We start from the raw sequence: 14,737 nt of genomic DNA on the forward strand, positions 1-14,737 counted from the left end.
GCCCGTGGGCGCGTCGGGGGGAAACCCCGGACCGGTGTCCGATGGCCCCCGACAGGAACCCGGCCGCATGGCCGGCACGACGAATCCGTCCGTCCACGTCCCGGGTTCGCCCCCACCGTACGGCTTCACGGTCAGCGCACGGGCCGCCGCCTGACCCGCCGGGTCAGCCGCGCCCCGAAGAAGATCAGGTCGGCGGCGAAGACGACGATGCCGATGGCCAGCAGATATCCCAGACCATGGGCCGCCACACCGATGATTCCCAGGATGACGGCCACCAGGACCAGTAGAAGGAAGAGCGCCATCATCCGGACCATCTCCTCTGTGCCGTGTGCGAATGACGCGGAGTGAGCGAAGTGCACATGTGTTCAGCGGCGGGCGAGCTGACGTTCGCCCCCTGCTCCCGGCTGGTACGCCAGGCCGTAGTGCTTGAAGATCTCCGCCTCCTGCTCGGCGGGGAGTACGTCGTCGGTCCCGATCGACGGAGCATTGCGCACCTGTGTCTTGGAGTAGGAGACCTTGACGTAGCCCGGTCCGAGGACCACGTCGTCGAGGGGGACGAAGACCAGCCGGTGGCGGGTGGGCAGCCCGGTCCGGATGGTGGCCATGGCCGGTTCGTCGGTGGTCGTGTCCACGTAGACCGATTCGAGCATGCCGATCCTGCGTTGTTTCTCGTCGACCACCTCGTGGTTGCGCCACTCGCGGATGTCGGCTGAACGGATCATGCCCTGCTCCCTGTCTGCGCGCTCCGGCGTACGGTGCGACGGCCCTGGCCTGGGCTCGAGCACCTGACCACGCCGACCCACTTGTCATCGTATGACCGAAACAAGTCCCCGGCATCGAGCACTTCATGCAGCGTTCGGCGCGCGAATGTGTCCCGGGGCGCAACTCCCGGGGCCGGTGTCAGCTGCCCGCGGAGTCCAGTGCCGACTGGAGTGACTGGCGGTAGCCGTCGCTGGTGTAGGTGGCTCCGGAGACCGTGTCGATGTCGGCGCTCTGGGCGGTGAGCGCCTCTCGGGTCAGCTGCGGGACGGCGTACGAGTTGATCTGCTGGTCCCTCGGGTTCTCCTGCGGGTAGGTGACCGCGGTGACGTCGGTGAGCTTCCCGTTCGTCAGGGTGACGCGTACCTGGACGGGGCCGTAGCGGGTCTGGACCGAGTCGCCGGTGAGGGTCCGGGTGCCGGTGGCCGAGCCGCTCGAACCGGTGGACGGCGCGGAAGAGCTCGCCGACCCGGCGGTGACGGCGGCCGGTGTCGTGTGCGGCTTGAGCGACAGCAGCAGCACCATGGCGGAGACGGTCGCGGCGCTCGCCAGCGCTGTGCGGCGCAGTGGACGGTTCTTCCTCAACGTGTGCAAGAGGGCCTCACAGCTCGAAGGACTCGTGGTGGATGCGGCGGTCGGGGACCCCGGCGGCGCGCAGCGCCTCGTACAGGTCCCGCGCGAATCCGTGCGGGCCGCACAGGTACACGTCGTGGGCGTCCAGGTCGGGCACGGCCGCCCGCAGGGAGTGGGCCGAGAGGTCGGGGCGCCGGCCGTCCGGGCCGTTGAGCGCGTGGAGCACCCTCGCCCCGCGCCACCGGGCGATCGCGTCCAGTTCCCCGCCCAGGGCGAGGTCCTCGTTCGTCCGGGCCCGGTAGAGGAGGGTGACGTCGCCGGGCAGTGTCTCGAACAGGGCCCGCAGCGGGGTGATGCCGGCGCCGCCCGCGATCAGCAGGGACCTGTGCGAGGTCTGCCGGTCGGCGGTCAGCGCCCCGTAGGGGCCCTCCGCCCACACCCGGGTGCCCGGCCGCAGCAGGGACACGGCGGCGCTGTGGTCGCCGAGCGCCTTGACGGTGATGCGCAGCAGGCCGGGGCGCGGCGGCGCCGACAGGGAGTACGGCGTGGAGGTCCAGCGCATGCCGTCGGTGAGGAACCGCCAGCGCAGGAACTGCCCCGGCAGTACGCCCATCTCGTCCAGTCGCCGGCCGGCGACGACGACGGAGTACACGCCCGGCGCCTCCCGGTGCACGGAGTCGACGCGCAGCCGGTGGCGCAGGTTGAGCCGTACCGGGGTGAGGACGCGGAACCACACCACCAGGGCGGCGACGCCCAGGTACAGCGCGTACCAGGCGGCCTGGGCCGCCCCGTCGCCGGTGAAGTCGGAGCCCAGGGCGAGCTGGTGGCCGAAGGCGAGGAAGATCGCGGCGTACGTGAGCAGGTGCAGGTAGTACCAGAACTCGTGGGCGACCCGGCGGCGCACCGCGCGGGCGGAGACGATCCCGACGGCGAACAGGATGACGGTGCCGGCGGTGGCCTTGAGCATCTCCGGGTAGTCCAGGACCACGGTGAACGCCTCGTCCAGGAACGAGGAGCCGTCCTGGGCGGCGTACCCGAGCAGGATCAGCACGATGTGCGCCACCAGCAGACAGACCGTGTAGCGGCCCGCCCTGGCGTGCCAGCGCGTCACCCGGTCCGCGCCGATCCGGCGCTCCAGCAGCGGGACCCGGGCCATCAGACCGACGAGGACGGCACAGGCGTACCCGCACAGCAGTCCCGCGATCCGTCCGGCTCCCGTCAGCCAGCCCGCCGTACCGACGACCGAGCCCGTGTCGTACCACCACAGGGCGAGCACGGCGGCGGCGCCGCCCCACAGGACGGCGAGCACCGGCCCGGCGGGGGAACGCCGTGGCGCGGGGGGCGCGGGGGCGACCCTTCGTTGCGCGTACGCCGTCGTCATCCGCGTGTCCCTTCGGCTGTCGGTACGTCGGTACGGTGGTACGTCCCTGTGGGCGTCCGGAACGACACTGTGCCGACGCAACCTCTGAGCCCGCTCTCAGCGCCTGGCCGGTGGCGGGGCCGAACCCGCAGGTGGGACGGGCGGCCGGATGGTCGGGGCCATGGCGGACGCAGAGCGGACTCAGAGGGAACTCAGAGGTCGGGAAAGCGGCCGGGGAGGCGGCGGGGCCGCATCCTGGTAACCGAGATGAACACTCCCCGCCCCCGCGGCTTCGGCCGCCCCACGCTGACCCGGACCGACGGCACGCCGCTCCGGGTCCTCGTCGTCGACGACGACCCCGACCTCGCGGAGGTCCTCTCCGGCGCCCTGCGGTACGAGGGCTGGGAGGTCCGCACGGCGGGCGACGGCGTCTCGGCCGTCACCGAGGCACGCGAACTGCTGCCCGACGCCGTCGTCCTCGACGTCATGCTCCCGGACACCGACGGCTTCGCCGTGCTGCGCTCGCTGCACGCCGTACGCCCCGACGTGTGCGTGCTCTTCCTGACCGCGCGGGACGCCGTCGAGGACCGTATCGCCGGCATCACGGCGGGCGGCGACGACTACGTGACGAAACCGTTCAGCCTGGAGGAGGTCGTCGCCCGGCTGCGCGGGCTGGTGCGCCGGGCCGGCATGGCCCGGCAGACGGAGGACGGGCCGCGGCTGACCGTCGGCGACCTCGTCATGGACGAGGAGGCCCGCGAGGTCACCCGGGGCGGTGAACTCGTCGAGCTGTCCCCGACGGAGTTCGAACTGCTCCGCTTCCTGATGCGCAACCCGCGCCGGGTGCTCAGCAAGGCGCAGATCCTCGACCGCGTCTGGTCCTACGACTTCGGCGGCCAGGCCCATGTCGTCGAGCTGTACATCTCCTACCTGCGCAAGAAGGTGGACGCGGGCCGCCCGCCGATGATCCACACGGTGCGGGGCGCCGGATACGTACTCAAGCCGGTGGCCCGGTGAGGCCCCGCGGGCGGCTGCCCCGCCCGCACACGCTGCGGGCGCGGCTCACCGCCGGTCTCGTCGTGCTGCTCGCGGTGAGTTGCGCGGCCGTCGGGGTGGCGGCGGTGGTGGAGCTGAACGGCTTCCTCACCGGCCGGCTCGACCAGCAGCTGCGCGAGGCGGGCGTACGGTTCCCGGCCAGCCTGGAACACGGCGCCCCGCTGCCGTCCGACGGGGACGGCGACGAGGGCGGCGACGGCGACACCCGTCGTCAGGCCGCCGGAACGTTCGGCGCCCGGCTGGTCGACGGCACGGTCACCAACGCGGCGGTGGTGGCGTCCGGCAGAGGCACGGGCACGGTGACCGTCGCGCTGAGCGCGCGGGACCGGAGAAGGCTCGCCGGGCTGCCCGCCGACGGCGAGGGACACACGGTCGGCCTCTCGGCACTGGACGACTACCGCATGATGGCGACCGAGGGAAGGGACGGGGACGTCCTGATCACCGGGCTGCCCACGGAGTCCGTGGAGGCCGCCGTCCACCGGCTGGAACTGGTCGCCGCCGTCGTCCTGGGCGCGGCCCTCGCCGTCGCCGGCGTCGCCGGAGCACTGTGGGTGCGCTGGTCGCTGCGGCCGCTCAGCAGGGTGGCCGCGACCGCCACCCGGGTCAGCGAACTGCCGCTCTCCAGCGGCGAGGTGGGGCTGTGGCCGCGCGCGCCCGAGGCCGACCCGCGCAGTGAGGTGGGACGCGTCGGCAGCGCCTTCAACCTGATGCTCGGTCACGTCGAGGACGCGCTGACCAAACGGCACGCGAGCGAGGAACGGCTGCGCAGTTTCGCCGCCGACGCCAGCCACGAGCTGCGTACGCCGGTGGCCTCGGTCCGGGGTCACGCCGAACTGGCGCTGCTGCACCCCGGCCCGGTGCCGCCGAAGGTGGTGCGGGCCCTGGAGCGCATCGAGGCCGAGGCGGCCCGCATGGGCGAGATGGTCGACGACCTGTTGCTCCTCGCCCGCCTCGACGCGGGCCGCCCCCTGGAACGGCTGCCCGTCGACCTGACCCGGCTGGTCCTGGACGCGGTGACGGACGCGCAGGCCGCGGGCCCCGGACACCGCTGGACCCTGGAGCTGTCCGAGGAGCCGGTGACCGTGACGGGTGACGCCCACCGGCTCCACCAGGTGCTGGCCAACCTCCTGGCCAACGCGCGCCTGCACACCCCCGTCGGCACCACGGTGACCATCTCGCTGGAGAGCGAGGAGAGCCTGGAGAGCGAGGACAAGGCGATGGTGCTGCTGAAGGTCCACGACGACGGGCCGGGCGTCGCCGCGGACCTCCGGCCCAAGGTCTTCGAACGCTTCACCCACGCGGACCGCCGCCGCACCGAGGGCGCGGACCACGGCACCGGCACCGGCCTCGGGCTGTCGATCGTGGCAGCGGTGGCGGAGGCCCACGGCGGCGGCGTCACCCTCGAAAGCGGCCCGGGATCAACCACGTTCACCGTCCGGCTCCCCGCGGGTGACGGGTGACGGGTGACGGGTATGGGTGACGGGCGATCGGACGTGGTCGCGCCGCCCCGGGCCGAGCCCATGGCCAGGGCGGCGACCACCCTCGTCCCTTTCTGACCTCCGCGGATTCGTCATGCGGCAATTGCCATCGTAAGAATCCGTTTCAGCTGCCGGCGATCCGGCGGCATTGCGCGTGATCGACACCCCTCGCGGCATGGCAACCTGCGTGCCGGTACAGCTATGTGGATCCGGAGGCACACCGCCCGTGGCGTCGAAGACCAACCCCACTGTCAGGAGACGCCGTCTCGGAGCCGAGCTGCGCCGGCTCCGCGTTGCCAGCGGGCTCAAGAGCACAGAAGTGGCTGAGCGGCTCATGGTCTCCCAGCCCAAGATCAGTCATCTGGAGAACGGCAACCGTGCCATCAGCCCCCGCGATGTGCGCGACCTGTGCGCGATCTACGAAGTGACGGACCAGCAGGTCATCGACTCCCTGATGGAGATGGCCAGGGAATCCGGTCAGCGGGGCTGGTGGCACCCCTATGGTGACCTCTCCGACAGTGTCTACATCGGCCTGGAGACAGACGCCGTTTCCCTGCACACTCACGCGCCCATGGTGGTGCCCGATCTGCTGCAGACCCCGGCCTACGCACACGCCGTCCTTGCGGAAACGATCCCTCGGCTCACTGCCGAACAGGCCGCCACGCACCTCAAGGTGCGGCTACGCCGACAGCACCGGATCTACGACCCGGCCTGCCCGCTGCGCCTGTGGGTCGTCCTCAACGAATCGGCGCTGCGCTGCGTGGTCGGCGGCCCGGACGTCATGCGTGAACAACTGGAGCACCTGAAGGCACTCGGCGCGGAGCCCCACGTCACCGTGCAGGTCCTTCCCCACACGGCGGGCGCTCACCCGGGTCTGTCAGGACAGTTCTCCATCCTGCGGTTCGCCGACGGTCCCGAGGCGGGGGTGGTGTACCTGGAACGGTTCACCAGCGATCTCTGCCTGGAGAAGCCGTCCGACGTACAGCACTACAGCGTGATCTACGACCACCTCCGGACCCGGGCACTCACCCCGGACAGCAGCCGCGACTTCATCACCGACGTCACCAAGACGTACATCGACGCGGCGATCCACTCCTGAGTACCGGGGGTGCGCCTGCGCGGCGCCGGCAGGCCGCGGTCGCGCACGGCCACCTTCCCGTCGCTGAGGGGCCGCCGGGCCGTATCCGCCGTCTTTCCGGGACCCGCCCCCTGAGCCGTGCGCTGCCACAGCCGTCCCAGAGCCCGGTAGAAGCGGTCCGGCAGGAAGACGGCGTCGGCGATGATCATCGCGCCGGAGAAGAGAGGCAGTCCCATGAGTACCGCGATCCCCAGGTGCATGCCCAACAGCATGGTCAGGACCGGGTACTTGAGTCGCCCGAACAGGACGAACGGGAAGGCGACCTGCAACAGCACCGTCAGATAGCAGGCGATGGCGATCAGTACGTCGTGCTCGTCCGCCATGCGGGAGAGCCCGGGCCAGGGCCGGAACAGGTCGAGGTTCAGGACATAGTGGAGGGCGGTGCCGTTGCCCCAGGATCCGCCCTGCACCTTGTACAGACCCGCGGACCCGTAGAGGAAACAGACCTGGGCCGCGATGACGAACATCCCGCAGTTGTGCAGTACGGCGGTCAGGGTCCGCCGGGACGCACGGAGGTGCCGGCGGAGCCCGCCCGCGATCCGGTCCGCCTGCGTGTGCTCCTCGGCACCCGCGCGTCTTCGAAGCCGGGTCCTGCGAGCGTCCAGGGACCAGCGACGGCCGCATGCGGTGAGGACGAGGTAGACGGCCATGAGGAGGATGAGGTTGTCTCCTCCGTCGGTCATGAAGATCGCCCTGCCGTGGAACGACGCGACCACGACCGCGAACAGCACGGACACCGCTCTGGTCCGCCAGCCGAGGGCGAACAGCGCCGACGCGCCGACGGCCAGCGCGTAACAGCACTCGAAGTAGGCCCGGCTGTCGGACAGGGTGAGGATGCTGACCCAGCCCGTCTGGTCGAACAGTTGCCTGGCCAACTCCGGCGTCCACGGTGATTCCGGACCCCAGATCTCGTGGCGATGCGGAAACTCGCGCAGCAGGAAGACGAGGTAGGCAAGGCCGTATCCGATACGCAGGACCGCCGCGGCGTACAGGGAGACCGGCCGCTCGGTCAGGACACCGAGAGTCGCACGGACACGGTCGGGCAGGGGGTGCGCAGGGCCCGCCCCCGCCGTCCGGGCGGTACGCGGGTGCGGTGCCGGTACCAGCTCAGTTTCCATGGAGGTCCCCCTTCACCTTCCACCAGGGCAGATACCGCGTATCGGCCGTTCTCGGCGCGACCGTGGCCCCGCCTGCGCCACCCGCCGGGGCGGCCGCGGCGATGGGCACGGTGACCACCCGTAGCTGGATGGCCTCGAAGCTCCCGCCGCGGTGGGCGGCGACGCGATCCGACGCGATGTTGGTCAGGTACTGCTGAGTCATCAGCGCCCGCTGTGAGCGCGGCTGGTCGTCGCTGCCGTGGTTCTCGAGGTAGGAACTCCAGGCCCGGCGAAGCATGTTCTGCGCCGTATGACTCGGGAAGACGTTGTGCTTCACCGCGGAGTTGTCCACGGCGGTCAGATCGAACCAGTCGCTCACCTGCGCGGTGCCGTCCGGCGCGGTGCGCATGGTCCTCGCCGAGATCTGGCGGTTGACGGATTCCGGATCCGGGGCGAAGAGTCGCCAGTTCTGCTCGAACAGCGGGAATACCCACGCGTTGACCTGGCGGCTGTACTGCTGGGAAAGCGGATTCGGGGGCGCCACGTGCAGAAACACCAGGAGCACATGGACCAGGGCCGTCGTCAGGCAGAGGAACACGGCCGCACTCGTTGCCGCTTGCAGGAGAACCGGCGGAGGCTCCGATTGTTCCGTGGGTCTTTCCGCGGGCCTTTCCGCGGATCTTTTCTCGGGTCCTTCCGTCGGTTGTTGCGCAAATTCCTGTGTGAATTCGTCCGTGGACAGGTCCACACGTACGTCCGCGTCCATCGGCGCGGTACCGTCCAACACGGCCCCACCCGGCCTTTCGTTCCCGGCTTCTGTCACTGCTTCTCCCGAGTTCTCGGCGGCGGCGCGCGGCGGAACCGACAATGATCCGCCGCGCGCCGGGCGCCACCCGTCCCCTCGGGGACGTGTGTGGGACTCAGTGACGAACGCGCGCGTAGCCGTCGTCCTTGCCGGGCTTGCCGCCGTGCCCGCCGTAGCCGCCGTGCTCTTCGGGCTTGTCTCCGTGGTCGTAGCCGCCGTGCTCTTCGGGCTTCTCTCCGTGGTGGTGGCCACCCGGCTTGCCCGGCTGCCAGCCATGGTCGTGTCCGGGTCCACCGATCGCGCCGCCGTTGGCGCCGCCTGTGGTGGCGCCGGTGGTCCCGCCTGTGGTGGCGCCGGTGGTCCCGCTTGTCGTGGCGCCGGTGGTCCCGCTTGTCGTGGTGCCCGTGGTCCCGCTTGTCGTGGTGCCGGCGACAAGGCCGCCGAGCGCTCCGCCCGTGGTGCCGCCCGTCGTCAGGACGCCGCCGAGGAGACCGCCCAGGGCGCCACCGGTTCCGCCGCCCGTCGGTACACCGGCGATGGCGCCTACGGTGGTGCTGCCCGTGGTGCCCGTGCTGCCCGTCGTGCCCGTGGTCGTGCCCGTGGTCGTGCCACCGGTCGTGGCCCCGGCGATCACACCGCCGCTGACCAGCCCGCCCGTGGTCCCACCGGTGGCGCACGGCCCCAGGAAGATCCTGTTGCTGTCCAGCGTCACGGCGCCGTCACCGCGTGCGCCGGCGTCGGCCAGCAGCCGGCCGTTGATGGTCGCTCCCGTGGTGGCGGTGATCGAGGTGTCGGCCAGGATGGTGCCCACGAACGAGGTGTTGGTACCGAGCGTGGCCGAGCTGCCGACCTGCCAGTACACGTTGCACGGGGAGGCACCGTTGACGAGGCTCACCGAGCTGTTCTCGGCCGCCGTCGTCAGCGTCGAACCGATCTGGAACACCCAGACGGCGCTGGAGTCGCCCTGGGCGTCCAGGGTGAGTGTGCCGGTGATCTGCGCGCGGCTGTTCGCCCGGTAGAGGCCCGCCGTCAGCGTCTGGCCACCGAACTCGTGGGGATCGTCGTTGTACACCGCGTCCGTCAGGGTCTGTCCGGCGGCCTGGTTGTACGCCGTGGTCAGGTCGACCTTGGCCTGACCCGCGGCGGCATCGGCGGAGTGCAGGGTCCCGGGCGGGGTCACGTCGCCGGGCCCTCCGTCGGACAGGGAGAAGCCGGTGACGGCCGTCCCGGGGCTCACACCGACGTTGAGACCGGTGACCACCGTGGGACCGGTGTTGGTGACGGTCGCGCCGGCGAGTACTCCGTAATCGGCCGCCGTGCCCAGCGGCACGGGGCTGGCGATGGCGTGCGCGCGTGTAGGCATCAGGGCGAGGACGGCAGCGGCGACCACCACGGCCGTCACCGCCGCGATCCACACCGACATCGTGCGCCGTGCGGGCGCTTCATGGATATCCAGCGTCATCGAGGGGCCAACTCCTTTGAGGGGATTATCTTGGCGGTTCTCGGCCGCGCAGAATCGCCTGATTCTGCGGCTGGAATATTACGCAGGAAAGTGATCCGATCGCTGTTTCTCCTTGCGATGTAGCTGAAATGGAAGAATTCCCTGTGATATCTGTACAAGTGATTAATGGGCCGAATGGTGCCGCTGTCCATTCGGCTGATGGGGCGACGCGGTGGGAAAAAACGGCCGCCGCCTTCGTCAGCACTGCGTGGTGACACCGCCGGTCTCGTCGCCCTTGAGGTAGATACCGCTGACATAGCCGAACCCGCCCGCGTTCAGCGGCAGCCGGACCCACTTGTCGTTGGTGACGCCCTCGTCGGTGATGCTCTGACCGACCACCCAGCACTCCGCCGGGTACGACTCACCCGCGCGCACCGTGCTGCGGACCTCGCACGAAGTCCACGCACAGGACCGCACATTCGCCTGCGTCCACGCCGTCACCGACGTCGAACCGTTGCCGCCGCTCGGCATGAAGGTGACGTCCACGTAGTCGTTGTCGGTCATGCCGAGGCCGTCCCAGAAGGTGCCGTCCGCGACGTCGATGCCGGCCGGGTTCGCCGCTCGTCGGCCGAACTCGTCGAGCCCGCCGTTGTAGCCGTTGAGGTACGCGGCCTGGGCCTCGGGGGTGCCCTGCGGCAGGTCACGCCACATCTCCCGCTGCGCGGGCGGGTTCCAGTAGTCGTCGCGGGTGTTCCACGGGCCGACGTCCCACACGGGCGCGGTCTCGCAACGCCCCTTGTAGCAGAGGCGGACCTGGTACTCCTGGCCGCCGTTGACCGCCAGCATCCGCCGCGAGGGCAGGGCCACGAAGTGGTCGCGGGGCTGGATGACATGGCCGTTGGCGGTGGTCCCGCCGACGAGGCCCTCCCGGGTGGCGAACAGCCGGTAGGTGGCACCGGACGCGGCTGCCCTGCTGTTCCCCGGGGTCTGCTGCGGCGCGGGCTGCACGGCCGCCGCGGCGACGGTGACGGCGTGGACGGTGGGTGACACTCCGCCGGGGACGCCGAGCAGGGTGAGCCGGACCTGGACGAGCGAGACCGCCTGCGGCAGCCGGACCGCGCCGGCGTTGCCGGTGGCCCGCCACTGCGTCCAGGTGCCCGGGTGGTTGCTGCCCCGGACCTCGGTCCGCACCCTGGTGCCGGCGGGGACCTTCGCCCTGGTCCGTACGGTGAACGCCGTGAGCTGGCGCCCCAGGCTTCTGCCGGGCGACGTGTAGACGGCGGAGGTGCCCGGTATCGACCGGGTCCGGCCTCTGCTGTTCTTGACGGTGATCCCGTCCGGACGCCGGGCGACGTTGCCCCGGTCGGCCTCCGGTCCCGTCAGGTCGATGCGCCAGCTGTCCTGGAGTTTCGGAGCCTGCGCGGCGGTGGGCGGCGCCGACAGGCCCATCAGGACGAGCAGCAGACACAGGATCTGCGTTCCCCACAGCGGCGTACGCCACTTGGCAGGCATGGATACGACAGGCACGGGTTCCCCCTCGGTGGATGCGGACGAGGGTCAAGGACTACCGCCCCGCCCCGGGCGCCGTCTCTCCGCAAACTTCCGGATGCCCCGCGAGGCCGCCGCGCGTCTAGGGTCCGTGGACCGGCCCCCGCCCCACAGCGGGTGTGGGCCGGACCACCGCACCCCACGGCTCGTCAGAAGCCGCTACCCCATGGGAGAACCCACGTGCGTCTCGCTCTGCGCGGCATGAACCGAGGAACGAACCACGGCATGAACCTACGGGCCGGCCTGCTGGCCGCGGCGGCCCTGCTGCTGACCCTCGCGATGGCCACGCCCGGCCACGCGGCGACGAACGCCGCCACCGCCTACGCCGGCTCCTGTCCGGCCGCCGGCGTGGTCACCCAGGGCTACAGCAGCGACCACGACGGTGTCGACATCGCGAGTTCGCTCGGCACCCCGATCTACGCGGTCGGCGCCGGCGAGGTCATCGCCTCCGGCCCGGCCCAGGGCTACGGCCAGTGGATCCGCATCCTGCACTCGGACGGCACCGTGACCGAGTACGGCCACATGTACTACCGGGACGTCTCGGTCGGCCAGCAGGTGTCGGCCGGTCAGCGCATCGCCCTGATGGGCACCGAGGGCGACTCCACCGGCGTCCACCTGCATCTGCGGGTGCGGGTCGGCACCTCCACCTCGATCCGGGGCATCGACCCGGTCCCGTACCTGCGCGACCGCGGGGTCGGGCTGCCGTGCACGCCCGGCGGTGGCGGCGGAGGGACGTCGGTGACGGCGTGGACGCAGGCGAATGTGCGGTCCTGTGCGTGGACTTCGTGCGAGGTCCGCAGCACGGTGCGCGCGGGTGAGTCGTACCCGGCGGAGTGCTGGGTGGTCGGTCAGAGCATCACCGACGAGGGCGTCACCAACGACAAGTGGGTCCGGCTGCCGCTGAACGCGGGCGGGTTCGGCTATGTCAGCGGTATCTACCTCAAGGGCGACGAGACCGGCGGTGTCACCACGCAGTGCTGACGAGCGCGGGCCGAGCAGCGGGTCGCGGCCCGTGGCTCAGCCGGTCGCGCAGGCCGGGACGACGGGCTTGCTCCTGGTCCGTACGTCGGGCAGCCAGGCGGTGGCCCGCACGGTCCCCGTGTCCGTGTCCGTGTCCGTCGCGGGCAGCCGCACCCGGTACCACCGCGACGACCGGACGCCCGCCTCGTCGGTGACGGGGATGCCGCGCTCCAGACCGCACTCGACGGTGAGGACGTCGCCGTGCCACACCCTGGTCGCCACCACGTTGTCCAGGACGTACGCCGTGGTGGGATCGATGGCGAGGCCCAGGCTGCACAGCGGATGCCGGTCGGTGCGGGCGCGGCACTTGGCGTCTGCGTTGTACACGCTCAGCCGAGCTTCCGGCGACGTACGGGGGTCGTTGCCGGAGCCTCCCCACTGCCACCAGGCGGCGCTGCCCGCGCCCAGCAGGGCCAGGGCGGCGCCGGTGGCCAGCGCGGCGGTCCGCCTGCCGGTGCGTCGCCGGGCGGTGGGGCGGCCGTCCGCGTGCGCGGCGGCCCGGACGCGGTCCAGCAGGCTCTGCGACGTGTGCGCCGCGCGCTCGGCGTGGGCGGGCAGGAGACAGTCGGCGGCCAGGGCGCGCCAGAACTCCGGCACCACCACGTGCGGTCTGAGCGGCGCCCTGCCCTCGGCGTACTCCTGGACCGCCGAGACCCGGGCGGCGAAGGTGGCCCCGGGGAAGGGTGAGACGCCCCCGGTGAACACCTGGTGGATCATCACGCCCAGGGCCCACACGTCGGCGGAGGGCCGCACCTGCACCCCGCGTTCGTCCAGCGGGGCCCGCCAGCGCTCGGGCGGCAGGTAGTCGGGCGAGCCGAGGGGCGGGATGTAGCCGTGGGTGCCGCGCGTCCCCTCCAGCTCGACGGTGAGACCGAAGTCGGAGAGCCGCACCGAACCGTCCGCCATGATCAGCACGTTGTCCGGTTTCAGGTCACCGTGCACCCAGCCGAGCCGGTGCAGATGGGCCAGCCCCTCGCAGACCTCGGTCAGCAGCCGCTCGGCCTCCGGCAGGGGGCTGCCGCCGGAGGCGTCCAGCAGGTCCTGCAGGCTGCTCTCGGCCCGCTCCATGACCAGCACGACGGCGCCGTCCAGTCCGGGCACCCCGGTGTCGCCGAGCACCACGGAGTCCAGCAGCCGCATCAGCCGCGGATGGTGGGCCCGGCTGCCGAAGTCGATCTCGCGCCGCGCGGTCTCCGCCAGCCGTTCGGCCTGCCGGGGGGCCAGCCCCGAGGTCGGCAGGAACTTCAGCGCGACCCGGTACTCCGGCTCCGCCCCGGAGCTCGCCTCCGCGGCCTCCGCAGCGTCTCCCGGCGTCTCGCGGCCCTCGTAGACGCGTCCCCAGCCGCCGTCGGCGATCGGCTCGGTGACCTCCCAGCGGCCCACGCGGAAACCCCGGGGTACCAGGCCGGCCGTCCCGTCGGACCCGCCGTGACCCGATTCGCCGGGACCCCCGTCTACCGTCCCGCCCGTACTCCCGCCTGTTCTCCCGTCGACCGTCTCGTCGTACTTCCCCTCCGCGCTGGTCACCGGTGGCCCCCGGACCGTGCCGGGTCCGGGTCCGGGAGCGCGGGGCCCGGGGCGCGGGACGGCAGCAGCGCCAGGTGCTCCTCACGGACCAGGCCGAAACGCAGCGCGACGCCGACCACGGCCTCGCGCTTGCCCGTACGCCGCGCACCGCCGCCCGTGTCGGTGACGTCCTGCGGCCCGCGCACCCGCAGCTTCTGCTCCGCCAGGTAGTCGATGTGGGCGCTGACCGCCCGCGCGGTCAGCCGCGTCAGGGCCGGGTGGGCGCTGACGCGTTCCACGACCTGTGGGGTGGTCGGCACGGAGACGGCCGACTCGTCGCGCAGCCGCGGTTCGCAGAGCGCCACCAGGACGAGGAAGTACGTGGCGGTCTCGTCCAGGGAGTAGGCGTTGAGGGTACGGGTGCCCCAGGCGCCGCCGGGATCGTCGGCGTCGAGGTAGACGTGGTCGGGCGCGAACACCTGGAAGCTCACCGTGGAGCCCCGGGTGGGCAGCACGACCCGGGCGAACTCGAACGGGATCGGGGCCCCCGACCGGCGCGGCGGGATCCGCAGGTACTCCCCGGCGCCCTCCGGGTTCTCGACCAGATAGCTGTGGGTGGTGGAGAAGTTGCTGAGCTGCCAGTGGTCCTCCGTCACCCGGATCTCCCCGGCGAGCCGGGAGACGGCCGGGTCGGGCAGCAGCAGTTCGACCGGATGCGCCTTCGTGCCCCGGCCGAAGCGCGCCGCCTCCCCTGGTCCCAGGCGCCGGGTCGTCGCCGGTTCCGTGGGGTGCGCTGACGGCAAATGGATCAGAATGCCGCTCATCGGCAGATTTTTCCTTCCCCCGTTTTTCGGCCGGTCAAGCCGCCGGGCATAGTAGCCCCGGGGGGTACCCCGTGCGGGCTCGATCCGGCGTGCGTTGGCTGGATTCCGCCGGTGGCCGAGGGCGGCCGTCCG

General features: G+C 71.6%; 14 protein-coding genes. 4 read left to right on the forward strand and 10 right to left on the reverse strand.

The window, feature by feature from the left end:
- Nucleotides 1–131: 131 nt before the first annotated feature.
- From ACW4TU_RS23595 to ACW4TU_RS23610, 4 genes are all read right to left on the reverse strand, one after another.
- On the reverse strand, nucleotides 132–305 hold the full coding sequence (locus ACW4TU_RS23595) for a hypothetical protein (RefSeq protein WP_457430732.1): 174 nt from the start codon (nucleotides 303–305) through the stop codon (nucleotides 132–134).
- Nucleotides 306–365: 60 nt separating this feature from the next.
- Nucleotides 366–722, reverse strand: a complete 357-nt coding sequence (locus ACW4TU_RS23600) for a PRC-barrel domain-containing protein (RefSeq protein WP_457416649.1) — start codon at nucleotides 720–722, stop codon at nucleotides 366–368.
- A 178-nt stretch (nucleotides 723–900) separates the two neighbouring features.
- Complete coding sequence (locus ACW4TU_RS23605; protein WP_457416651.1) at nucleotides 901–1,353, reverse strand: FMN-binding protein; 453 nt, start codon at nucleotides 1,351–1,353, stop codon at nucleotides 901–903.
- A 7-nt stretch (nucleotides 1,354–1,360) separates the two neighbouring features.
- Nucleotides 1,361–2,713: a ferredoxin reductase family protein gene (locus ACW4TU_RS23610; RefSeq protein WP_457416653.1), complete on the reverse strand. Its 1,353-nt coding sequence runs from the start codon at nucleotides 2,711–2,713 to the stop codon at nucleotides 1,361–1,363.
- A gap of 246 nt (nucleotides 2,714–2,959) precedes the next feature.
- On the opposite strand from ACW4TU_RS23610, the gene ACW4TU_RS23615 reads away from it, so the two are divergent.
- The 3 genes from ACW4TU_RS23615 (at nucleotide 2,960) to ACW4TU_RS23625 (ending at nucleotide 6,325) form a co-directional block, all read left to right on the forward strand.
- Nucleotides 2,960–3,709: a response regulator transcription factor gene (locus tag ACW4TU_RS23615; RefSeq protein ID WP_164312262.1), complete on the forward strand. Its 750-nt coding sequence runs from the start codon at nucleotides 2,960–2,962 to the stop codon at nucleotides 3,707–3,709.
- The gene (locus tag ACW4TU_RS23620; protein WP_457416655.1) at nucleotides 3,706–5,208 is read left to right on the forward strand and encodes a sensor histidine kinase; all 1,503 of its coding nucleotides are present in this window, start codon (nucleotides 3,706–3,708) and stop codon (nucleotides 5,206–5,208) included. The genes ACW4TU_RS23615 and ACW4TU_RS23620 overlap by 4 nt, the downstream gene beginning before the upstream one ends.
- A 244-nt stretch (nucleotides 5,209–5,452) precedes the next feature.
- Nucleotides 5,453–6,325, forward strand: a complete 873-nt coding sequence (locus ACW4TU_RS23625; protein WP_457416657.1) for a helix-turn-helix domain-containing protein — start codon at nucleotides 5,453–5,455, stop codon at nucleotides 6,323–6,325.
- Here the strand turns inward: ACW4TU_RS23625 and ACW4TU_RS23630 are convergent.
- The 4 genes from ACW4TU_RS23630 to ACW4TU_RS23645 form a co-directional block, all read right to left on the reverse strand.
- On the reverse strand, nucleotides 6,226–7,482 hold the full coding sequence (locus tag ACW4TU_RS23630) for an HTTM domain-containing protein (protein WP_457416659.1): 1,257 nt from the start codon (nucleotides 7,480–7,482) through the stop codon (nucleotides 6,226–6,228). The genes ACW4TU_RS23625 and ACW4TU_RS23630 overlap by 100 nt on opposite strands.
- Nucleotides 7,472–8,227: a DUF5819 family protein gene (locus ACW4TU_RS23635; RefSeq protein WP_457416661.1), complete on the reverse strand. Its 756-nt coding sequence runs from the start codon at nucleotides 8,225–8,227 to the stop codon at nucleotides 7,472–7,474. The genes ACW4TU_RS23630 and ACW4TU_RS23635 overlap by 11 nt, the downstream gene beginning before the upstream one ends.
- A 154-nt stretch (nucleotides 8,228–8,381) precedes the next feature.
- Entirely contained in the window at nucleotides 8,382–9,728 is a 1,347-nt protein-coding gene (locus tag ACW4TU_RS23640; protein ID WP_457416663.1) for an ice-binding family protein, read from the reverse strand.
- 237 nt (nucleotides 9,729–9,965) lie between these two features.
- Nucleotides 9,966–11,234, reverse strand: coding sequence for an SH3 domain-containing protein (locus ACW4TU_RS23645; protein WP_457416665.1), 1,269 nt, complete (start codon nucleotides 11,232–11,234; stop codon nucleotides 9,966–9,968).
- 246 nt (nucleotides 11,235–11,480) lie between these two features.
- Between ACW4TU_RS23645 and ACW4TU_RS23650 the strand changes: the two genes are divergently transcribed.
- Nucleotides 11,481–12,236, forward strand: coding sequence for a M23 family metallopeptidase (locus ACW4TU_RS23650; RefSeq protein WP_457416667.1), 756 nt, complete (start codon nucleotides 11,481–11,483; stop codon nucleotides 12,234–12,236).
- Nucleotides 12,237–12,272: 36 nt separating this feature from the next.
- Here ACW4TU_RS23650 and ACW4TU_RS23655 read toward each other — a convergent pair whose 3' ends face one another.
- Both ACW4TU_RS23655 and ACW4TU_RS23660 read right to left on the reverse strand, forming a co-directional pair.
- On the reverse strand, nucleotides 12,273–13,658 hold the full coding sequence (locus ACW4TU_RS23655) for a serine/threonine-protein kinase (protein WP_457416669.1): 1,386 nt from the start codon (nucleotides 13,656–13,658) through the stop codon (nucleotides 12,273–12,275).
- Between the two features lie 140 nt (nucleotides 13,659–13,798).
- Nucleotides 13,799–14,605, reverse strand: coding sequence for a serine/threonine protein kinase (locus tag ACW4TU_RS23660; protein WP_457416670.1), 807 nt, complete (start codon nucleotides 14,603–14,605; stop codon nucleotides 13,799–13,801).
- Nucleotides 14,606–14,737: the final 132 nt, after the last annotated feature.

The sequence above is a fragment of the Streptomyces kryoterrae genome (assembly GCF_054072135.1).